15 protein-coding genes are annotated in these 16775 nt (G+C 49.6%); 8 read left to right on the top strand and 7 right to left on the bottom strand.

Annotated features, from left to right (window positions below):
• The first annotated feature begins 247 nt into the window (after window positions 1-247).
• Window positions 248-760, top strand: a complete 513-nt coding sequence (locus CBX96_RS09820) for a GNAT family N-acetyltransferase (RefSeq protein WP_109286557.1) — start codon at window positions 248-250, stop codon at window positions 758-760.
• A gap of 611 nt (window positions 761-1371) precedes the next feature.
• Here CBX96_RS09820 and CBX96_RS09815 read toward each other — a convergent pair.
• From CBX96_RS09815 to CBX96_RS09805, 3 genes are all read right to left on the bottom strand, one after another.
• Window positions 1372-2259 (bottom strand): phosphoribulokinase, encoded by an 888-nt coding sequence (locus tag CBX96_RS09815; protein ID WP_011621530.1) that lies wholly within the window; start codon window positions 2257-2259, stop codon window positions 1372-1374.
• An 88-nt stretch (window positions 2260-2347) separates the two neighbouring features.
• Window positions 2348-2593, bottom strand: a complete 246-nt coding sequence (locus CBX96_RS09810; RefSeq protein WP_011627147.1) for a YheU family protein — start codon at window positions 2591-2593, stop codon at window positions 2348-2350.
• Between the two features lie 9 nt (window positions 2594-2602).
• Window positions 2603-3586, bottom strand: coding sequence for a hydrolase (locus CBX96_RS09805; RefSeq protein ID WP_109286548.1), 984 nt, complete (start codon window positions 3584-3586; stop codon window positions 2603-2605).
• Window positions 3587-3697: 111 nt separating this feature from the next.
• Between CBX96_RS09805 and CBX96_RS09800 the strand changes: the two genes are divergently transcribed.
• The 3 genes from CBX96_RS09800 to CBX96_RS09790 are packed head-to-tail and all read left to right on the top strand — an operon-like array spanning window position 3698 to window position 6275.
• Complete coding sequence (locus CBX96_RS09800; RefSeq protein WP_086903774.1) at window positions 3698-4204, top strand: TAT leader-containing periplasmic protein; 507 nt, start codon at window positions 3698-3700, stop codon at window positions 4202-4204.
• A gap of 46 nt (window positions 4205-4250) precedes the next feature.
• The gene (locus CBX96_RS09795; RefSeq protein ID WP_109286547.1) at window positions 4251-5852 is read left to right on the top strand and encodes a GMC family oxidoreductase; all 1602 of its coding nucleotides are present in this window, start codon (window positions 4251-4253) and stop codon (window positions 5850-5852) included.
• A 12-nt stretch (window positions 5853-5864) separates the two neighbouring features.
• Window positions 5865-6275: a GFA family protein gene (locus CBX96_RS09790; protein ID WP_109286546.1), complete on the top strand. Its 411-nt coding sequence runs from the start codon at window positions 5865-5867 to the stop codon at window positions 6273-6275.
• Between the two features lie 16 nt (window positions 6276-6291).
• Here CBX96_RS09790 and CBX96_RS09785 read toward each other — a convergent pair whose 3' ends face one another.
• Entirely contained in the window at window positions 6292-6753 is a 462-nt protein-coding gene (locus tag CBX96_RS09785; RefSeq protein ID WP_109286545.1) for a TIGR02444 family protein, read from the bottom strand.
• Window positions 6754-6788: 35 nt separating this feature from the next.
• Window positions 6789-8702 (bottom strand): ABC transporter ATP-binding protein, encoded by a 1914-nt coding sequence (locus CBX96_RS09780; protein ID WP_109286544.1) that lies wholly within the window; start codon window positions 8700-8702, stop codon window positions 6789-6791.
• A 391-nt stretch (window positions 8703-9093) separates the two neighbouring features.
• On the opposite strand from CBX96_RS09780, the gene CBX96_RS09775 reads away from it, so the two are divergent.
• The 4 genes from CBX96_RS09775 to dbpA all read left to right on the top strand — a co-directional run bounded on the left by CBX96_RS09775 (window position 9094) and on the right by dbpA (window position 14067).
• Window positions 9094-9294 (top strand): YheV family putative zinc ribbon protein, encoded by a 201-nt coding sequence (locus CBX96_RS09775; RefSeq protein ID WP_011621538.1) that lies wholly within the window; start codon window positions 9094-9096, stop codon window positions 9292-9294.
• Between the two features lie 723 nt (window positions 9295-10017).
• Window positions 10018-10434, top strand: a complete 417-nt coding sequence (locus CBX96_RS09770) for an Imm63 family immunity protein (RefSeq protein ID WP_181382182.1) — start codon at window positions 10018-10020, stop codon at window positions 10432-10434.
• 869 nt (window positions 10435-11303) lie between these two features.
• Window positions 11304-12161: a pirin family protein gene (locus CBX96_RS09760; RefSeq protein ID WP_109286541.1), complete on the top strand. Its 858-nt coding sequence runs from the start codon at window positions 11304-11306 to the stop codon at window positions 12159-12161.
• Window positions 12162-12690: 529 nt separating this feature from the next.
• The gene (gene dbpA, locus CBX96_RS09755; RefSeq protein WP_089067035.1) at window positions 12691-14067 is read left to right on the top strand and encodes an ATP-dependent RNA helicase DbpA; all 1377 of its coding nucleotides are present in this window, start codon (window positions 12691-12693) and stop codon (window positions 14065-14067) included.
• Between the two features lie 63 nt (window positions 14068-14130).
• Here dbpA and CBX96_RS09750 read toward each other — a convergent pair whose 3' ends face one another.
• Window positions 14131-16407, bottom strand: a complete 2277-nt coding sequence (locus tag CBX96_RS09750) for a TonB-dependent receptor domain-containing protein (RefSeq protein ID WP_109286540.1) — start codon at window positions 16405-16407, stop codon at window positions 14131-14133.
• A gap of 57 nt (window positions 16408-16464) precedes the next feature.
• Window positions 16465-16713: a hypothetical protein gene (locus CBX96_RS09745; RefSeq protein ID WP_258294416.1), complete on the bottom strand. Its 249-nt coding sequence runs from the start codon at window positions 16711-16713 to the stop codon at window positions 16465-16467.
• Between the last annotated feature and the right edge of the window lie 62 nt (window positions 16714-16775).

The raw sequence follows: 16775 nt of genomic DNA, 5'->3' as shown, positions 1-16775 counted from the left end.
TCGCCATCAAGATAAGCAAGATCTAGAGCATGATGCTCAATTGTCGCTACAGATGAAGTAGGTGTAAGGAAATAGCCCCTTCCAGGGGCAAATCAAAGCCGCCTTCTAAGAAGGCGGATTCTTTACTGCATAAAATTAAAGGGTGGGCAGTATGAGTCTTTATATGTTTATTTTTATGATTCAGCGTATTAGCGGTTGGCTATGGTTATGGCCATAGCTAGGGCTAGGGCAATTTATCGGGATGACTATGCTAAGGATACGTAAAGCGACGCAATTAGATGCCAAGGCCTGCTGGGATATCCGCAATGCGGCGATTAATAAAGGCTGCGCCGGATTTTATTCTCAAGATGACTTACAGATTTGGACTCAGGGTGAATTGACTGAATCTTTTCGTCGTATGGTGGGCACGCATTTTTATGTGGCTGAAAACCTTAATGAAACAACCCAAGAACCGGCTGTGGTGGGCACCATCATGTTGGATGAACCCTATGCTCAGGTCGAGGCGCTGTTTGTCTCCCCCGAGGCGATGGGCTTAGGTGTTGGTAAGTCGTTACTGCAATTTATTGAAACAAAAGCCTTTAATCTCGGCCTTGCTCAATTGCGATTAGAGTCGACCTTAAATGCGGTCGAATTTTATCGCCGCTGCGGTTTTGGTGGTGAAGGCCTAGAGGAAGACGCCGTCTATTGCTCACCCCGCGGTATCGCCTTGGATTGTCGGGTGATGTATAAAAATTTAGGGCGCTTAACTTCACGCCGTTAACTGGGCAAAGATTGAAAATCTGGGGTGATAAAGCTTCGAAGGGTTGCAGGCCTAGCCAAGGTAACCAACAGATTAAGCATGGATGTGGAATTAACTACTACGACTAAAAGCTTTGAAGGGGTTGCAGGCCTAGCCAAGGGAATCAACAGATCAAGCATTGAAGTGGAATTCACTTCTAGAACTTGTTTTGAAGGGTTGTTGGCACACCCAAGGGAATCAACAGATCAAGCATGGATGTGGAATTAACTGCTAAGACTTAATGCAAGATGGGGTTGCTGGGATAGCCAAGGGAATCAATAGATCAAGCGTGGATGTGGAATTAACAGCTAAGACTTAACGCAAGATGGGGTTGTTGGCACACCCAAGGGAATCAATAGATCAAGCGTGGATGTGGAATTAACTTCTAATACTTGTTTTGAAGGGTTGTTGGCACACCCAAGGGAATCAACAGATCAAGATGGGGGAATTAACTCCCAAGAGTATGCCAACTATCGTTCTTTCGCCTGAAATCCCGATGCCAATAAGATTAACTTCAATGGCTTAAATCAAGCTTAATCTATTGCTCAAAAAGGCTTTATTTCATTAGCCTTTAGTCAAACGTTAACTCTATCTCAGTTCGCCTGTGGGCTATTAAGCTGCTGACGTTTTTCCATTAAATCTTTAATCAAGGGCGTGAGGATCAGCTCCATAGCTAGGGACATTTTGCCGCCCGGCACCACTAAGGTGTTGACCCGTGACATAAAGGAGCCTTGGATCATGCTCAAATAATAGGGGAAGTCGACGTTGTTGATACCGCGAAAACGGATCACCACAAAGCTTTCATCTAGGCTTGGAATATCTTTGGCGCTAAAGGGGTTAGAAGTATCTACCGTCGGCACCCGTTGGAAGTTGATATGGGTACGGGAAAACTGCGGCGTCATATGCTTAATATAATCGTCCATGCTGCGCACGATTGAGCCCATGACTTTTTCGCGGCTATGACCTCGCTCTGAGGTGTCACGAATGATCTTTTGGATCCACTCCAAGTTAACAATAGGCACCATGCCGATCAGCAAATCCACATGCTGGGCCACATTGGCATCACCCGTGACTACGCCACCATGTAAGCCTTCGTAATACAACATATCGGTGTTTTCAGGCAGTGGACGCCATTGAGTGAAGGTGCCCGGCATTTGGTTAAAAGGCACAGCCTCATCGAAGGTATGTAAATAGCTGCGGGTTTCGCCTTGGCCCGTGGCGCCGTAATCTCGAAAGCATTGCTCTAGGCGGGCAAAGTTATTGGCCTCTGGGCCAAAGTAACTCAGATTGCGATTCTCAGCCTGGGATTTGCGGATCATCACTTCCATCTCTGCACGGGTAAAGTGATGAAAACTATCGCCTTCTACAAAGGCTGCGTTGATCCCAAGCTGGCGAAAGATATGACTAAAGGCGGTAGTAGTTGTGGTGGTTCCTGCGCCGGATGAGCCTGTAACTGCAATAATAGGATGTTTTGCTGACATTTTTTCTACCTAGCTAGGAACCTAAAGAGCCGCTCATTGGGAGCGATAAACCGTATAAGCTATTTATACGGCACAGGGATACTGGTGGTCAATCTTGCCGTTTTGCCACTTGGTCGGCATGGCGAATGGCAAAGGATTCATCGTCCTCGCTGTATTCCAAGACGAGTTTGCCTTGTTTAAGTGCTTGTTGGCATTGCACTATTGCCACTGATAGTTCTTGCTCATCTAGGCTAGTAAAACTACCATCCTCCACTTGACCTAAAAGATATTCGCGGATCAAATTGGCTAACGTCTCTTTGGGGAGCTGGAGTAAAGCATCGTAGGGGATAAGCATTCGGGTTCCTTAAGGTGCCGATGAAGCATCATTGGCGAGTAAAAAGTCTAAAATGCGCCGCTCTAGATAATAGCGCGGCTTCCAAGGTGTACCACCCTCAATAAAACCGACATGGCCGCCATGGGCATGTAATTCATATTCCACATGTTCCGAAAGCTGGCTGGAATGCGGGATAACGGCATCCGTCATAAAGGGATCGTCCTTGGCGTGCAAGATCAGCGTTGGCTTAGTGATGCACTTGATAAAGGGGAGGCCGCTGGCGCGAGTGTAGTAATCTTCAACGCCCAAAAATCCATGGAGCGGTGCGGTGACTTTATCGTCAAAGTCATAAAAAGTATTGAGATCAGTAACTTGCATTGGGCTCAATGCCATCGCGCCCGCCAGGTCGGGGTCAGCGAGCTTTTGATTGACTTTATGCTGTAACTGTTTGATTAAATGGCTTTGATACACCTTTGAAAAACCATTTTCTAAGCGTTTGGCGCAGGCCGATAATTGCAGCGGCGCCGACACGACCACGGCGCGACTCAACAGGCTATGCTCTTGATATTCGCCTTGATATTTGGTCAGCACATTGCCGCCTAAGCTGTAACCCACGGCTAATAAAGGTGATTGCGGATACGTTTGTTGCAGCAGGCTTAGACTAAACTGCAGGTCGTCGGTATCGCCACTGTGATAACTGCGGGCGAGGCGATTGGTTTCCCCTGAGCAACTTCTGTGATGGTGAACCACTGCTGCTAACTCTTGTTCTTTGCAGGCCTGTAGAATACGTCTGGCATAATGGGATTGGGCACTGCCCTCTAATCCATGAATGATGACCACAATAGGTTTGCCGACTTGAGGCTTTGCTTGCCAATCTAAATCGATAAAATCGCCGTCGGGAAGCTCGAGTCGTTGTCGCTCAAGCACAGGTTTGGCCACTTTAGTGAAAACGGGCAGAATAGTTTGTACATGGGGACTTTTGGCCCACCAAGGCGGATTAAAAACGTTTGGCATGGGATCTTATCTTGATATCAACTATTGCTGAAAATTAAAACGTGTGTTTAATTTAGATTCGCGGTCATTGTAGCACAATAATTTAACACTTAGCGTCTTGGGGAGACATAGATGAATAGACGTACCTTTTTACTGGGCGCGTTTGCCGGTACGGCGGCGATTGCCTTGGGGGTAAATCTCTACTCTCCCGAATTCAGCCTCCCCGATGAAGGCGAAGGAAAAGACTATCGTTTGTTATTCGGAGTGTTGTTACCCGTGATGCTCGATGGGGCCTTGCCCGATGTGGCAACCCATAAGTTGGCGGCGCAAAATCGTACCTTAGATGCCATTAAACATTCGATTGATGTCTTACCCGACGAGCAGCAGACAGAGTTATTCGAACTGCTGGATATGCTGGAAAATCGTCTCGGTTTACTGCTGCTGACCTCAAGTATGACGCCACTCTTGATGCGCTCACCCAGCGACTTAACACAAATGTTAGAAACCTGGCGCCACAGCTATTTTGCGTTATTGCAAACGGCTTATTTAGGCCTGCGGGAATTAGTGATGGCCAGTTATTACGCCTGTCCCGAGCATTGGAGCCGACTTCACTACGCCAAGCCTGAATTGTTCAAATAGGCTGAATTTATAATAATAACAATAATGTAAGAATGGAGTATTCCAAGTGGCAATCATAGATCCCATAGTGACAGGCTTAAATTCCGGTTGGTTACATACCGACGCCAGTCAACTGCAAGAGAACCAGCAATTTGAAGCCGATGTGGTGATTGTTGGCACGGGCGCAGGCGGCGGTGTGGCGGCGGAGATCCTCAGCCAAGCAGGGCTTAGTGTGATCATGATTGAAGCGGGGCCGCTTAAATCCTCCAGCGACTTTAATATGGAGGAGCGGGTCGCGTACCCTAATCTGTATCAACAGGCGGCCGCGATGAAAACCGCCGATAAGGCGATTGGGATTTTTCAAGGTCGTGCCGTGGGCGGCTCGACCACCATCAATTGGACCACCTCGATTCGTACCCCGAAGGAAGCCTTAGCCTTTTGGGCGCAGCATAAATCCGTTGCGGGTCTCGACCCTGAATCCCTTGCCCCTTGGTTCGAGCAGATGGAGCAGCGGCTTAATATTCATGAATGGAATTATGAACCTAACCGCAATAATGGCGCGCTCAAGCAAGGCTGTATCAATCTAGGTTGGGATTACACCGTCATTAAGCGTAACGTAGCGGGCTGCTGGAATACTGGTTATTGCGGCATGGGGTGCCCAGTTAATGCCAAGCAGTCGATGTTAGTCACGACTATCCCGACCGCATTAGAGAAGGGCGCGCAACTTTTTAGCCGTGCCAAAGTCGTTAAGATTGAACACCATAATGGCCAAGTGTTTGCCCTCAAGGCGCAGGCGCTCGATGTTAATTTACGGCCGACATCGGTCGAGCTGTTATTCAAAGCCAAACACTATATTTTAAGCGCTGGCGCTATCCACACGCCGACCTTAATGATGCGCTCCGAGGTGCCCGATCCCTATCAGCTGTTGGGCAAACGAACCTTTTTACATCCCACTGTGCTCTCCGGTGGCATCTTTGCCGATGCGATTAATGCCCACAGCGGTGCGCCACAATCTATCTATTCCGATGAATTTGTTTGGAAAAACGGTGCCGATGGCGAGTTAGGTTACAAGCTTGAGGTGCCGCCTGTGCATCCGATTTTGATCGCCTCTAAAACCTTAGGTTACGGCGCCAGCCACGCCGAATTGATGGCGCAATTTAATCAGCTACAGGTCACTATCGCCTTGATCCGCGATGGTTATCATCCCGATAGCCAAGGTGGGCAAGTGCATCTCACCTCGACGGGCTTTGCCTTAGATTATCCGCTCTCCGAGGCCTTTTGGCGTGCGGCGCGGCGGGCGTATGCCAGCATGGCCGAATTGCAATTCTCGGCGGGGGCATTAAAAGTACTGCCCATTAGTGATGGCATGCCTTATCTGTCGTCATGGAAGGAGGCGAAAGAGAGCATTGCGCAAATGGATTTAGCGCCGCTGCGGACAATCGTCGCCTCGGCGCACGTGATGGGCGGTTGTCCCTTTGGCGAGGATGAAAAGCTCTCTATGGTGAATAGCTATGGTCAGTCACATTATCTGGATAATCTGTCGGTGATGGACGGTTCTATCTTCCCGACCAGTCTCGGGGCCAATCCGCAGCTGTCGATTTATGGCATTACCGCGCGCAATGCTACGGCGCTGGCGCAAAAGCTGACCGATGGCCGAGAGCCGCAATAGCGTGGAGTCTGTATGCAATCTATAGCATCCTGGGAGGGCGGCTGTTTATGTGGGGCAATTCGTTATCGGATTGAGGGTAAGCCCTTCGACGCCGATTATTGCCATTGCCGCATGTGCCAAAAAAGCATTGGTGCAGTGTTTGGCGCCTGGATGGATTTTAAGCGGCAACAGGTGACTTGGATTAAGGGGCAAGTGACAGAGTTTGCTTCATCTGAGTGTGTGAGGCGCGGTTTTTGTGGTCACTGCGGCTGCTCGCTGACCTACAGGCACACTGAATATCCCGACTATCTCACTCTGACGATTGCAAGCTTAGATGATCCTGAACTGGTGCAGCCTAATTACCATATTTATACCGATGAGCAACCAAGTTGGCTTAAGATTGAGGATAACTGCCAGCGTTATCCTCAGGCTCGGACTAAGTAAGCTAACGTTTGGTCTATTAAGGCGCGATAAAATTTAGCGAATTTACATCGGTAGCGGATAGGCCAAACAGGGTCAGGTAACTCACTAGGTTGGTTTGTGCGCCTGTTGGCGATAACCCATTGACGGCATTTAGAATTGTGCGCTGCGCCTTACGTTCCATCATCAGCTCAACATCGAGCATCTGCTGATACTCTTCCTCATTCAGGCTTGCCTTGGCGAGGCGGCGCAGACGGCGATAGGGCGTAAGAAACTTTTCATCCCAATCCCAAACTGCATTGACCAGCTGCTGCCACTGCTCGGTCGAATATTCCCGTGGGCCCGCCACATCACTGGTGAGATCTAAATACTGCGCCAGCAGTAAGAGATTCACATTCACTTGGCAGTTATCCTGTAGCTCGAGGCAAAGCTGTTTATTTTGCCCGTAGCTCATATCACACCAATGCCAAATTTGACTGTCTAACGGGGTTGCATCCGACATACTGTTTCCTTGTACGTTAGGCGATAGAGGACCAATTATTGGCCCATCAGCTCAAGTTCCATTGAATCAATTTCTTCTTGCAGCTCAAGCCATTGCATTTCACTTTCTTCCAGCGTTTGTGTCAAGCTGGTGCGCTCACTGAGTACCGACGTGAGTTTGGCTTTATTGTCCTGATCGTAGAGCTCGCTATCGGCCAGCAGATGCTCCAACTCGGCGAGGCGTTCACTGAGCTTTTGCTGATCGGTTTCAAGCTTCGCCTGTTTGCGTTTAAGTGGCGACACCTTTTGGCGTAGCTCTGCCTCTAACCGCTTTTGCTGTTTCTTATCGACGGCGGGTTTGGCATCGTCACCGTTAACGGTGGAATTCGCACTGGCGGCCTTGGCGGCATCGAGTAACCATTGGTGGTAATCCTCTAAATCGCCATCGAAGGCCTGCACTTGGCCTTGGTCAACCAGATAGTAATCGCTACAGGTTAAGCGCAGTAAGTGACGGTCGTGCGATACGATAACCATTGCGCCTTCAAAGGTTTGCAATGCCATAGTCAGCGCATGGCGCATCTCTAAATCTAAGTGGTTGGTCGGTTCGTCGAGTAGCAATAGGTTAGGGCGCTGCCACACTAATAAGGCCAATACTAAACGCGCTTTCTCGCCACCCGAGAACGGGCGCACTGGCGAGAGCGCCATATCGCCATGGAAGCCAAAACCACCGAGGAAGTTACGTAATTCCTGCTCACGGGCATTTGGCGCGAGGCGCACCAGATGTTGCAGCGGCGTATCGTCTAAGCGTAAAAATTCGATTTGGTGCTGGGCAAAGTAACCGATATTCAGGCCGGGATTGGGCTCATACAATCCGGTCATCGGTGATAGTTGTCCCGATAACAGTTTGATTAATGTCGATTTACCCGCACCATTGCGCCCTAAAAGGCCAATACGGGCGCCGGGGACTAAGTTCAAATGCACTTTGCTAAGGATTTGCTTATCGCCATAACCTACCGCCACTTGCTCCATTTTAATCAATGGGTTGGGCAGGGCTTCTGGCGGGCGAAACTCCATATAAAACGGGCTATCGGCCTGGGATGGTAACAGCTCAGTCATCCGCTCCAGCGCCTTTAAGCGGCTTTGCGCTTGCTTGGCTTTACTGGCCTTGTAGCGGAAGCGGTCGACGAAGGACTGCATATGCGCCCGTTCTTTTTGTTGGCGCTCATAGGCGACCTGTTGCTGCGCCATACGTTCGGCACGGATGCGTTCAAAGGCACTGTAGTTGCCTTTGTAATAATTGAGTTTTTGATTCTCGACATGGACGATTTCATCGACAATCTCGTCGATAAAATCCCTATCGTGGCTGATTAAAATCAGCGTGCCTTGATAGGACTTAATCCACCCTTCGAGCCAGTACATGGTATCTAAGTCTAAGTGGTTGGTCGGTTCGTCGAGCAGCAGTAAGTCGGAGCGGCACAGCAGCGCTTGGGCAAGGTTTAATCGCATCCGCCAACCACCCGAAAAGCTTTTCACTGGGTTATTTTGCTCGGTTTCGCTAAAGCCTAAACCTGCCAGCAAGGCACCTGCGCGGGCGCGAATGGCGTAGCCGCCAATGGCATCGATTTTACCGTGCAAGGTGGCAATGGCGTGGCCATCATTGTGTTCCTGCGCGATATGCAAGTCGGCCTCAAGCTGGCGATATTCTTTATCACCATCAAGCACATACTCAAGTGCAGAGACTTCCAGCGCGGGCGTTTCTTGAGCTACGGTGGCGATTTGCCAACCCGAAGGCATACTAAACTCGCCTTTGTCTAAGCTCAGGTGACCCATAATTAATGCCAGCAGTGAGGACTTACCCGTGCCATTGGCGCCGACTAGGCCGACCTTATGGCCGGGATAGATGGTCAAAGAGGCTTCGTCGAGCAGGGTTTTGCTGCCACGGATTAATTGCGCTTGGTTGATGCTGATCATTAACTACAACTTGGTCATATCATGAATGAGTAAGGGCTGTGATGATAACGTACAAGCCGATGGCAAACCACAACTTAGGCCGAGTTGCTGAGGATTTCTTACACTTTTTACTGCATCTTTTGAGCGAATGTTGCGGCGGCTTTTAAGGCGATCTTATGATGAGTGCGAATACGAGTGTGCGGCCGATTTGGCAAATCCTTCTTGAGTGAATCCCGCAAGGCGCTAACGCTTGCTCATATCTTATGGCATCACAACTTGGTTTAAAGGCTGGCAATAGCTGGGCACTGTGGCAAAATAGCGGCCAATTTCAGGCTCACGCTTTGGGTTTCTCAAGCGAAGCGGAGTCATCTTCTGATCCAACTGAGCTGGTCTGTGCATTAAAGGTATTAGCATGACAACCAAAATCAAAAAGCGCTTCGTAGCTGGCGCAAAATGCCCAAAATGTGGCGCCAAGGACAGCATTCTGCTGTTTAAAGAAAACGGTATCGAAACCGTAGAATGCACCGACTGTGATTACCGCGAACAACAAACCGATGTCAAAGTCACCGAAAAAGCCACAGGTGCAGTGATTGGAGTGTTTAAGCCTGACTAGGCTTGGTGTTGGTTTGCCTGTTAGTTTTAAAGCTGGATTTCAAAAATCTCTCCAACTCGCTATACAGGATTGTCATTGTTTCCCCTGTGACACGCCGTGCCCTTTGTTTAAAAAGCAGTGTCCCTATAGGCTCGACGGCGACATCTGTAACACATGGAAGTGTAAATGCCGCGATCACATGGCCAATGATGTTCCCAACATCATAGTGGCATTTCCCATATCCCTATGGGTCAGATGTGAAAGAGTGGCCGTGCCGCCAACGGTCACTGTTGCAACAACGGCAATTTTGACGACCATTGCACTGTTCATTTGGCAAAAAAGCTAATTGACCCAATCCGTGTTTTGGCTCGTTAGCTCAATCGAAAATTCCCACTCCTGCTGCCATACAAATTCTCATCTAGTTACCTATGTTTGGCCCTACCGCGAAGTGGCTAATAATGTATGGCTATACAGTCATATTTAAATTTAGATACTTTGGTGTGATTTTAAGACAATATCAGTGCGCATTAATTCCATCTGTTGCAAATAAAATTCTATAAAATCAAATAACTATAGTGGCTGAGTTTTAGTTAATAGGTTTGGAAAACGCGCATGCGCGTTTTTCCAGATAGTGTATTTGGCAGAAAGCTGATAACTTCTTTGCATACAGATAGTTAACCGTGCGCGTTTTTACTGGTCCAACGAGGTAAACGAGCGTGCGCACGAATAAAATGTTAAATGCCTATGAAGAGTATCGAGTACATTCAAAAAGAAGTAGCAAGTATCGGCAAGCAACTCTGTGGCGAAAACAAGCCCGCTTACTTATTCGCTGTTGCCACTTCACCTACACATTCCGGTGCTCCGCATGTCGAAATAATTGGCAACGAATATCACTTTGTGGTTACTGAAAGAGGCTCAGAATTTGAGCGCCAGAAAACTAAAAATGTAGACGACATTCTTTACTGGTTCGTAGAAGGTGATGTCGGCGACCTTGCGAGAACATGGGAGCTTAAAAACAGAGTCGAAGGTCAAGACTCTCGACGATTATGGTTCAAAAAAGAAATTGAGCTTTTGAAAGCCGTCAACTCTGAGTGGGCATCTCGTAAAGAGGCTGAGCAAAAGCAGGTATTAATTGAGCATCCGTTTAATGACAGCATTTAACAAATCAATCAACTTCGCGCCTTCGGCGCCGGACGCGCTAAAGCGCGCCGGTTATTGAGGCGTTAGCTGATCTCAAAATAGTAAAAGGAACTTAATATTGGTCATATTAGAAATGCTACGATCTGGTGAACTTCAACCAGCCTATTTTTTCACTGTAATTCAATCTATAGCTCTTTCTATTCTCTGTTGGTTGTTGGCAAGGAGTAAGGACAGGTGTCAGGTAGCTGCGCTGGTAACTGGCTTGATACCGGTATTGAATTACCTTGCTGTGCTCTACTACGTTGGCGTGCCGAAGCAGGAAGCAAGGGATGTGGTAAATGCTGAAGGCAGCTAACAATCGCACCAAGCAAGTTGCAAATCCCCTGTGGGGCTTTGCAAAGGACCTGCGCCGCAGGGCGGCTCCGGCCTCTTGTGCGGGGCATTAAATTTACAGGTTACGCTAATGTCAAAAGGTGAGCCATGGTGATTAGCGAGACGACCGTCCGCTCCATGGCCGCTTTTTGGCATCCATGCCATTGCGGCATTTGTGAATCCATTCACATCAGACTGGGCGGCTCTGCATCCTCGTTCTGACTTGAACAACATCCTTGTTTAAAGGCCAGTTCGCCATCCATAGCTCTCGTTCATAGGTTCAGCAACCCTAGGTTTCCATTCACCGTGTCGGTGAGTGAACATCATGGCAAGCCTGCATGAGTGGGTATCAGCAAGCTACCGTTCCATTTTTTCGAATGTTTAGACCGTGATTTCGCGTTATTCTTTTGTAAATTTCCTTGTTATTCTGCCTCCATCAGCAAAGCGTTTGCGTCTTGTATTAGCCGTATAATCTTGGTGTTTCGCGCATCGCTTTGCTCAACCGATAGGAGAGCATCATGAAAGTCTTAGGTCAGTTTTCTGCTAAACCTGCGATGGATGGCGACGGGGTGAATATTCGCCGTGTGGCGGACTTTATCACGACCCATTTTGATCCGTTTTTGATGATGGATGAGATTAAATCTGATGATAAACAGGATTTTATTGGTGGCTTTCCACCGCATCCGCACCGTGGAATGGAGACCTTTACTTACATCCGTAAGGGCGGGTTTGAGCATCGCGATCAGATGGGCAACGTCAAAGCGATTCGTGCTGGCGATGTGCAGTGGATGAGCACGGGTTACGGCGTGGTGCATTCCGAAATGCCGTTGGCAGATGCGCTTAATGGTCTGCATGGCTTCCAAATTTGGGTCAATATGCCAGCCAAGGACAAACTGCGCCCCGCGACGTATCAAGATACGGCTTCAACCTCTAGCGTTGAAACCACGAACGACACGGGCGCCACCCTTAAAGCCTTAGCGGGGGATTGGGCTTTTGTGGGTAAGAGCGCGATCAGTGCCACCATTCAAGGATTAGCGGGCGAGGCGGCGATTGCCGACTTGATGATTAACGCCAATGGTGAGGCGCAGCTCGATTTATCTAAGCATGAGTTTGCCGCCCTCTATCTTTACCAAGGTGGCTTGAGTAAAGGTGAAGGCTCACAGTGGTCATTCAATGAAGGCCAGTTTTTAGTGCTCGATAGCCAAACGCCATTGCAGCTCAAGGCCGATGAACGCGGTGCGGGCATGCTAGTGTTTGTGGGTAAACCGATCCGCGAAAAAATCGTCCAAATGGGGCCGTTTGTGATGAACACCCAAGCGGAAATTCAGCAGGCGATTCGCGATTATCAAGAGGGGCGCTTTGGCAGTATTGCCTAAGTCTCGATTGCGTAAAATCTTGACTCCTTGCTTGAAAAACACCGCTACTACAAAGCTTTTTTTCCGAAAGTCACACTCACTAAGCCCTGCCAACGCAGGGCTTTTTGTTCGCGCGCTTCTTATCTATCAGAGACTTCAAAGCAGGCAATAAAGCCTGCTTGGGTGGTTTAGCGAAAGACTTCAGGAAAAGGGCGCGCTTTATTGCTACAATAGCCGAGCTTTGGATGGTACGGATAAGACTGAGCACGGCAAGTTGCCGACCTAGCCTTATAGCGTGACTGGTATGCCTCAGTTAGAGGGCTAGTTTAAAGGGCTAGTTTAAAGGGCTAAGTTAAAGAGCTAGTTTAAAGGCTTTAGTTAAGCTTAACCGCCAGAAATAAAGGCCTAAGGAAATGGCTAAACGCCCCGAAGCGATAAGCGTATTTAATCAGTAACACAATGCAATTTCAGTGACTTGCCTGAGTTTAAGCCAGCGCGGGTTACCCACCACAGGATATTCGCCTTGAGCAATTCAGACACTCAGCCTTCAATGGCTTTCTCGACTCTTAAGCTAAAACCCGAACTGCTTGAGAACCTTACCACTATGGGCTATCACGAAATGACGCCAATTCAGGCGCAGAGTCTGCCAGCCATTTTAGCGGGCGAGGATGTGATTGGTCAGGGTAAGACGGGGTCGGGTAAAACGGCGGCCTTCGGGTTAGGTCTGCTGAACAAGTTAGATGTGAAGCGTTTTCGCATTCAAACCTTAGTGCTGTGTCCAACCCGTGAACTGGCTGACCAAGTGGCGCAGGAGATCCGTACACTGGCGCGTGGTATTCACAACGTAAAAGTGCTCACCCTCTGCGGCGGCGTGCCCATGGGGCCGCAAATCGGTTCGCTCGAGCATGGCGCCCACATTATCGTCGGTACGCCGGGGCGGATTGTCGATCACTTAGAGCGTAACCGTTTAGATCTAAGCAACCTGAATATGCTCGTGTTGGACGAAGCCGACCGCATGTTAGAAATGGGCTTCCAACCCCAGCTCGATGCGATTATCGAGCAGTCGCCACGCGAGCGCCAAACCTTGCTGTTTAGCGCAACTTTCCCCGAGCAGATCCAGTCGATTGCTAAGCAAATTATGTACGACCCTGTGATGGTGAAAGTGGCTGTGACCCACGAAAAGAGCACCATTGAGCAGCATTTCTACCATTTGGATGACGACAAGGCGCGCATGCAGGCGCTGCAATTATTGCTGCTGGATCGTAAGCCCGAGAGTGCGGTGGTGTTTTGTAATACCAAGCGCGAAACTCAAAAAGTGGCCGATGAACTGAGCGATGCTGGCTTTAGCGTTATCGCCCTGCACGGTGATTTAGAGCAGCGTGACCGGGATGAAACCCTGCTGCAATTTGCTAACAAGAGCGCCTGTGTGTTGGTCGCAACCGACGTGGCTGCCCGTGGCCTCGATATCGACGCACTGGATGCGGTATTTAACTACCATGTGGCCTATGATACCGAAGTGCATATTCACCGTATTGGCCGTACCGGCCGTGCGGGCAGTAAGGGCGCTGCTTTTACCTTCTTTAACGATCAAGATGGCTACAAAATTGCGTTATTAGAAGAGTACTTAGAGCGCGATATTCAGAGCGAAGCCTTACCATCATTAAGTTTGCTGGGTACTGCGCCCAATGCGCCAACCATGATCACCCTGCAAATCGATGGCGGTAAAAAAGAGAAGCTTCGCCCCGGCGATATCCTCGGCGCCCTCACAGGGGAGAATGGTATCGAAGGCTCGCAGGTCGGCAAAATCCTTGTGACCGATTACCGCGCCTATGTGGCGGTGAATCGTAAAGTCGCTAAAAAGGCGCTGAGCAAAATCACCAGCGGCCGCATTAAAGGCAAGTCCTACCGCGCGTGGTTAATGAAATAACCTGCAGTTAAGTGATTAAAAAGCGAAGCCAAATGGCTTCGCTTTTTGCTTTATGGTCTGGGGTTAGAAGTTATAGGTGACGCCCAGCATCAGGTTGCGTCCCATTAGCGGCGCATAATCCTTGAGTAGGGAAGTATGGGGGCGGGCATCCTGATTGAGCAGGTTGGTGCCTTTGAGATAAACCAAAATATCGCCGCTTGAGGTATACCAGCGATAAGTGGCGGCCGCGTTCACTAGGGCATAGCCTGCGGTTTCGGTCTCATTGTCGGCGGTGTCGGTTTGGCGGGCATAGCCAATGGCGCCTAACTCTGCATGCCACTGCTGCAGATCGAAGTTTACTGTCGAGCCGACACGCATCGGCGATATTTGCGGTAAGTTACCGCCATCGACGAGTTTGCCGCGGGTGTAGTCGCTAAAGAGCCCGAGTGACCAGAGATCATTAAATGGAATCGTTGCCTGCGCCTCGATGGAGTAAAGATCCGCATCGCCTTGAGTATATTGATAAACCGGCATGTCGCCCTCTTCATCGCTGTTGACCAGATCCGAGGCAACCAGTCCGGTATTGCGCTCATAGTAGAAGTTATTGACTCGGTTATAGGCGAGGCTGAGTGAACCTGTCCATGCGCCGTCCAACTTACGCAGCGTGAGGTCGATATTGTTGGCGACTTCCTTATCGTTACTGCCGCTGTTGGCAACGATTTGGCCATTCTCTAGGCTAAATTGCGACCCTAACTCAAAGCTTTGAGTGGCATCGTGTGGCCCGTAGCTGTAAAGCTCTTCGGCGGTGGCCGAGCGTTCGGCGCGGGTGAGTGATAGACCCAGATTGTATGATGGGCTAAAGTCCCACACCACGCCCGCAGACAGCGTCACATTATTATCCGTTAAATCATTAGGTTGATACTCTTGTTCACCATTAAGCGTGTCGAGCTGCATGCTATCGGGCGCGAGGCGGTAATGCTCTAGGCGACCGCCGAGTTCAAAGCGAAAATCCCCAAGCTTACGTTCTTGCACAATAAAGGCGGCGAGAGTGTCCGTTTTGCTGTCGGGGGTCAGGGCTTCGTCGCCTTCCACCGCAAAGTCGCGGTGCACCGCATGCAGCCCAAGAGTACCTTGCCATTCGCCCCAAGGATGATTGTTTAGGCTTAAACGTGCTTCGCTCTGCTTGTTGAAAAAGGTGGTGCCAGCAACGCCATCTTCTTCCTCGGCGTGTTGATAATCGCTATAAGCTGCGTCGAACTTTAACTTACTAAAACCAGCAAAGGGGTCGAGTAGCCCGCTATGTAATTGCCAAGCGGTTTTTTGTAAGTCGATGGTGATATTGGGGGCATCGGCCTCTCCACGGCTGGGGATGCCGTAGTTGGATTCGGTGCGCGCGCCGGAGACGCTAACAAAACCCGAATCCCCCGTATAACCAACGCCTGCGGCGTAATCATCGAGTTTGAGTTGGCTATTGGCTAAGGTGCCGTGGGTGCTCGGCATATCGGCAATGGCATTACCGGGAATATCGACATCTTCGGTTTTTCTGTGGGTGCCATCCAGATGCCAGTTAAATTGCCCATTACCGCCGTTCAGTTCGCCATTATAGGTTTGGCCATTATTGGCGCTGTCATAGCGAGCGCCAAAGTGCCCTGTCACTTCATCGACTGGGGTTTCGCTATAGCGGGTATCGACCACATTGACGACACCGCCGATGGCGCCATTGCCATAGAGTAGGGTGCCCGGACCGCGAAGAATTTCAATCTGCTGCGCCGAGGCGGCCTCGGAGGTCACGGCATGGTCTGCCGAAACGGTAGAGGCATCACCAACCGACAGGCCATTTTCAAGTACTTGTACTCTGGGGCCGCCCATGCCGCGGATAATCGGCCGACTGGCGCCCGCACCAAAGTGAGAAGCCTGTACGCCGGGGAGTTTTTCTAAGGTGTCGCCCAAGGTGGGTTCGGTATTGAGCTTGAGTTGATCCTCGGTCAATACGCTGATGGGCGTAGTGCTTTCGAGGGCCGAGCGGGCGAGGGGCGATGCGGTTACCACGATATTTTCCATCGGGGTTTGGCTCAGCGTCACATCTTGAATGAGCAAACCAGTCTTTGAACTAATCTCTTGATCGCTATGTTTAAAATTCGCATGACTCACGTGTAGGTGCAGGTGACTATTATCGGCAATCTTGAGTTGATACTGGCCTTGGGTATCCGTGGTCGTGCTGTTACCGCCGTCAACACTGACGCGGGCATTGGCGAGCGCGTTACCTAGTTGATCAGTAACTTGGCCTTGAAGCTCTGCGGCCATAGCCGATGAACACATGCTCGCGACTGCAAGCGTTATTGAAGATAGTGCAAGTTTCATTGTGCCTTTCCTTGTAGATAAGCAAAAAATTAATTTTTAAGTTTTTGAATTTGCTTTCTAAAAGGGAGGGGCGCGCACATCAACATGGCGGATGTGGGCTAAGTTAGGGGCTTGATAGGCGGTGGTGGCACGATGAGCGGCATGTTGCAGATCCAGTGGTAGCACGGGCATAGATGCCGGACTTGCACTGGTATCATGGCCAAAATCGCAGACAATACAATGGGTGTGTTCATGTTCCAGACTGTGTTCGGTGTAATGGGTCAGCGCAAAGCACTGGGTAACCAGTAGCCATACACTGAGCAGCAACCAAGGCCACTTTTTATGAGTCCGAAATTGATGATAAGCCATTATTGTTATTGGTTAAGGTT

The sequence above is a fragment of the Shewanella sp. BC20 genome, assembly GCF_003129585.1.
GTDB classification, from domain to species: domain Bacteria; phylum Pseudomonadota; class Gammaproteobacteria; order Enterobacterales; family Shewanellaceae; genus Shewanella; species Shewanella seohaensis.
The sequence above is the reverse complement of the archived record's forward strand: the minus strand, read 5'-3'. Positions and strand labels throughout refer to the sequence as shown.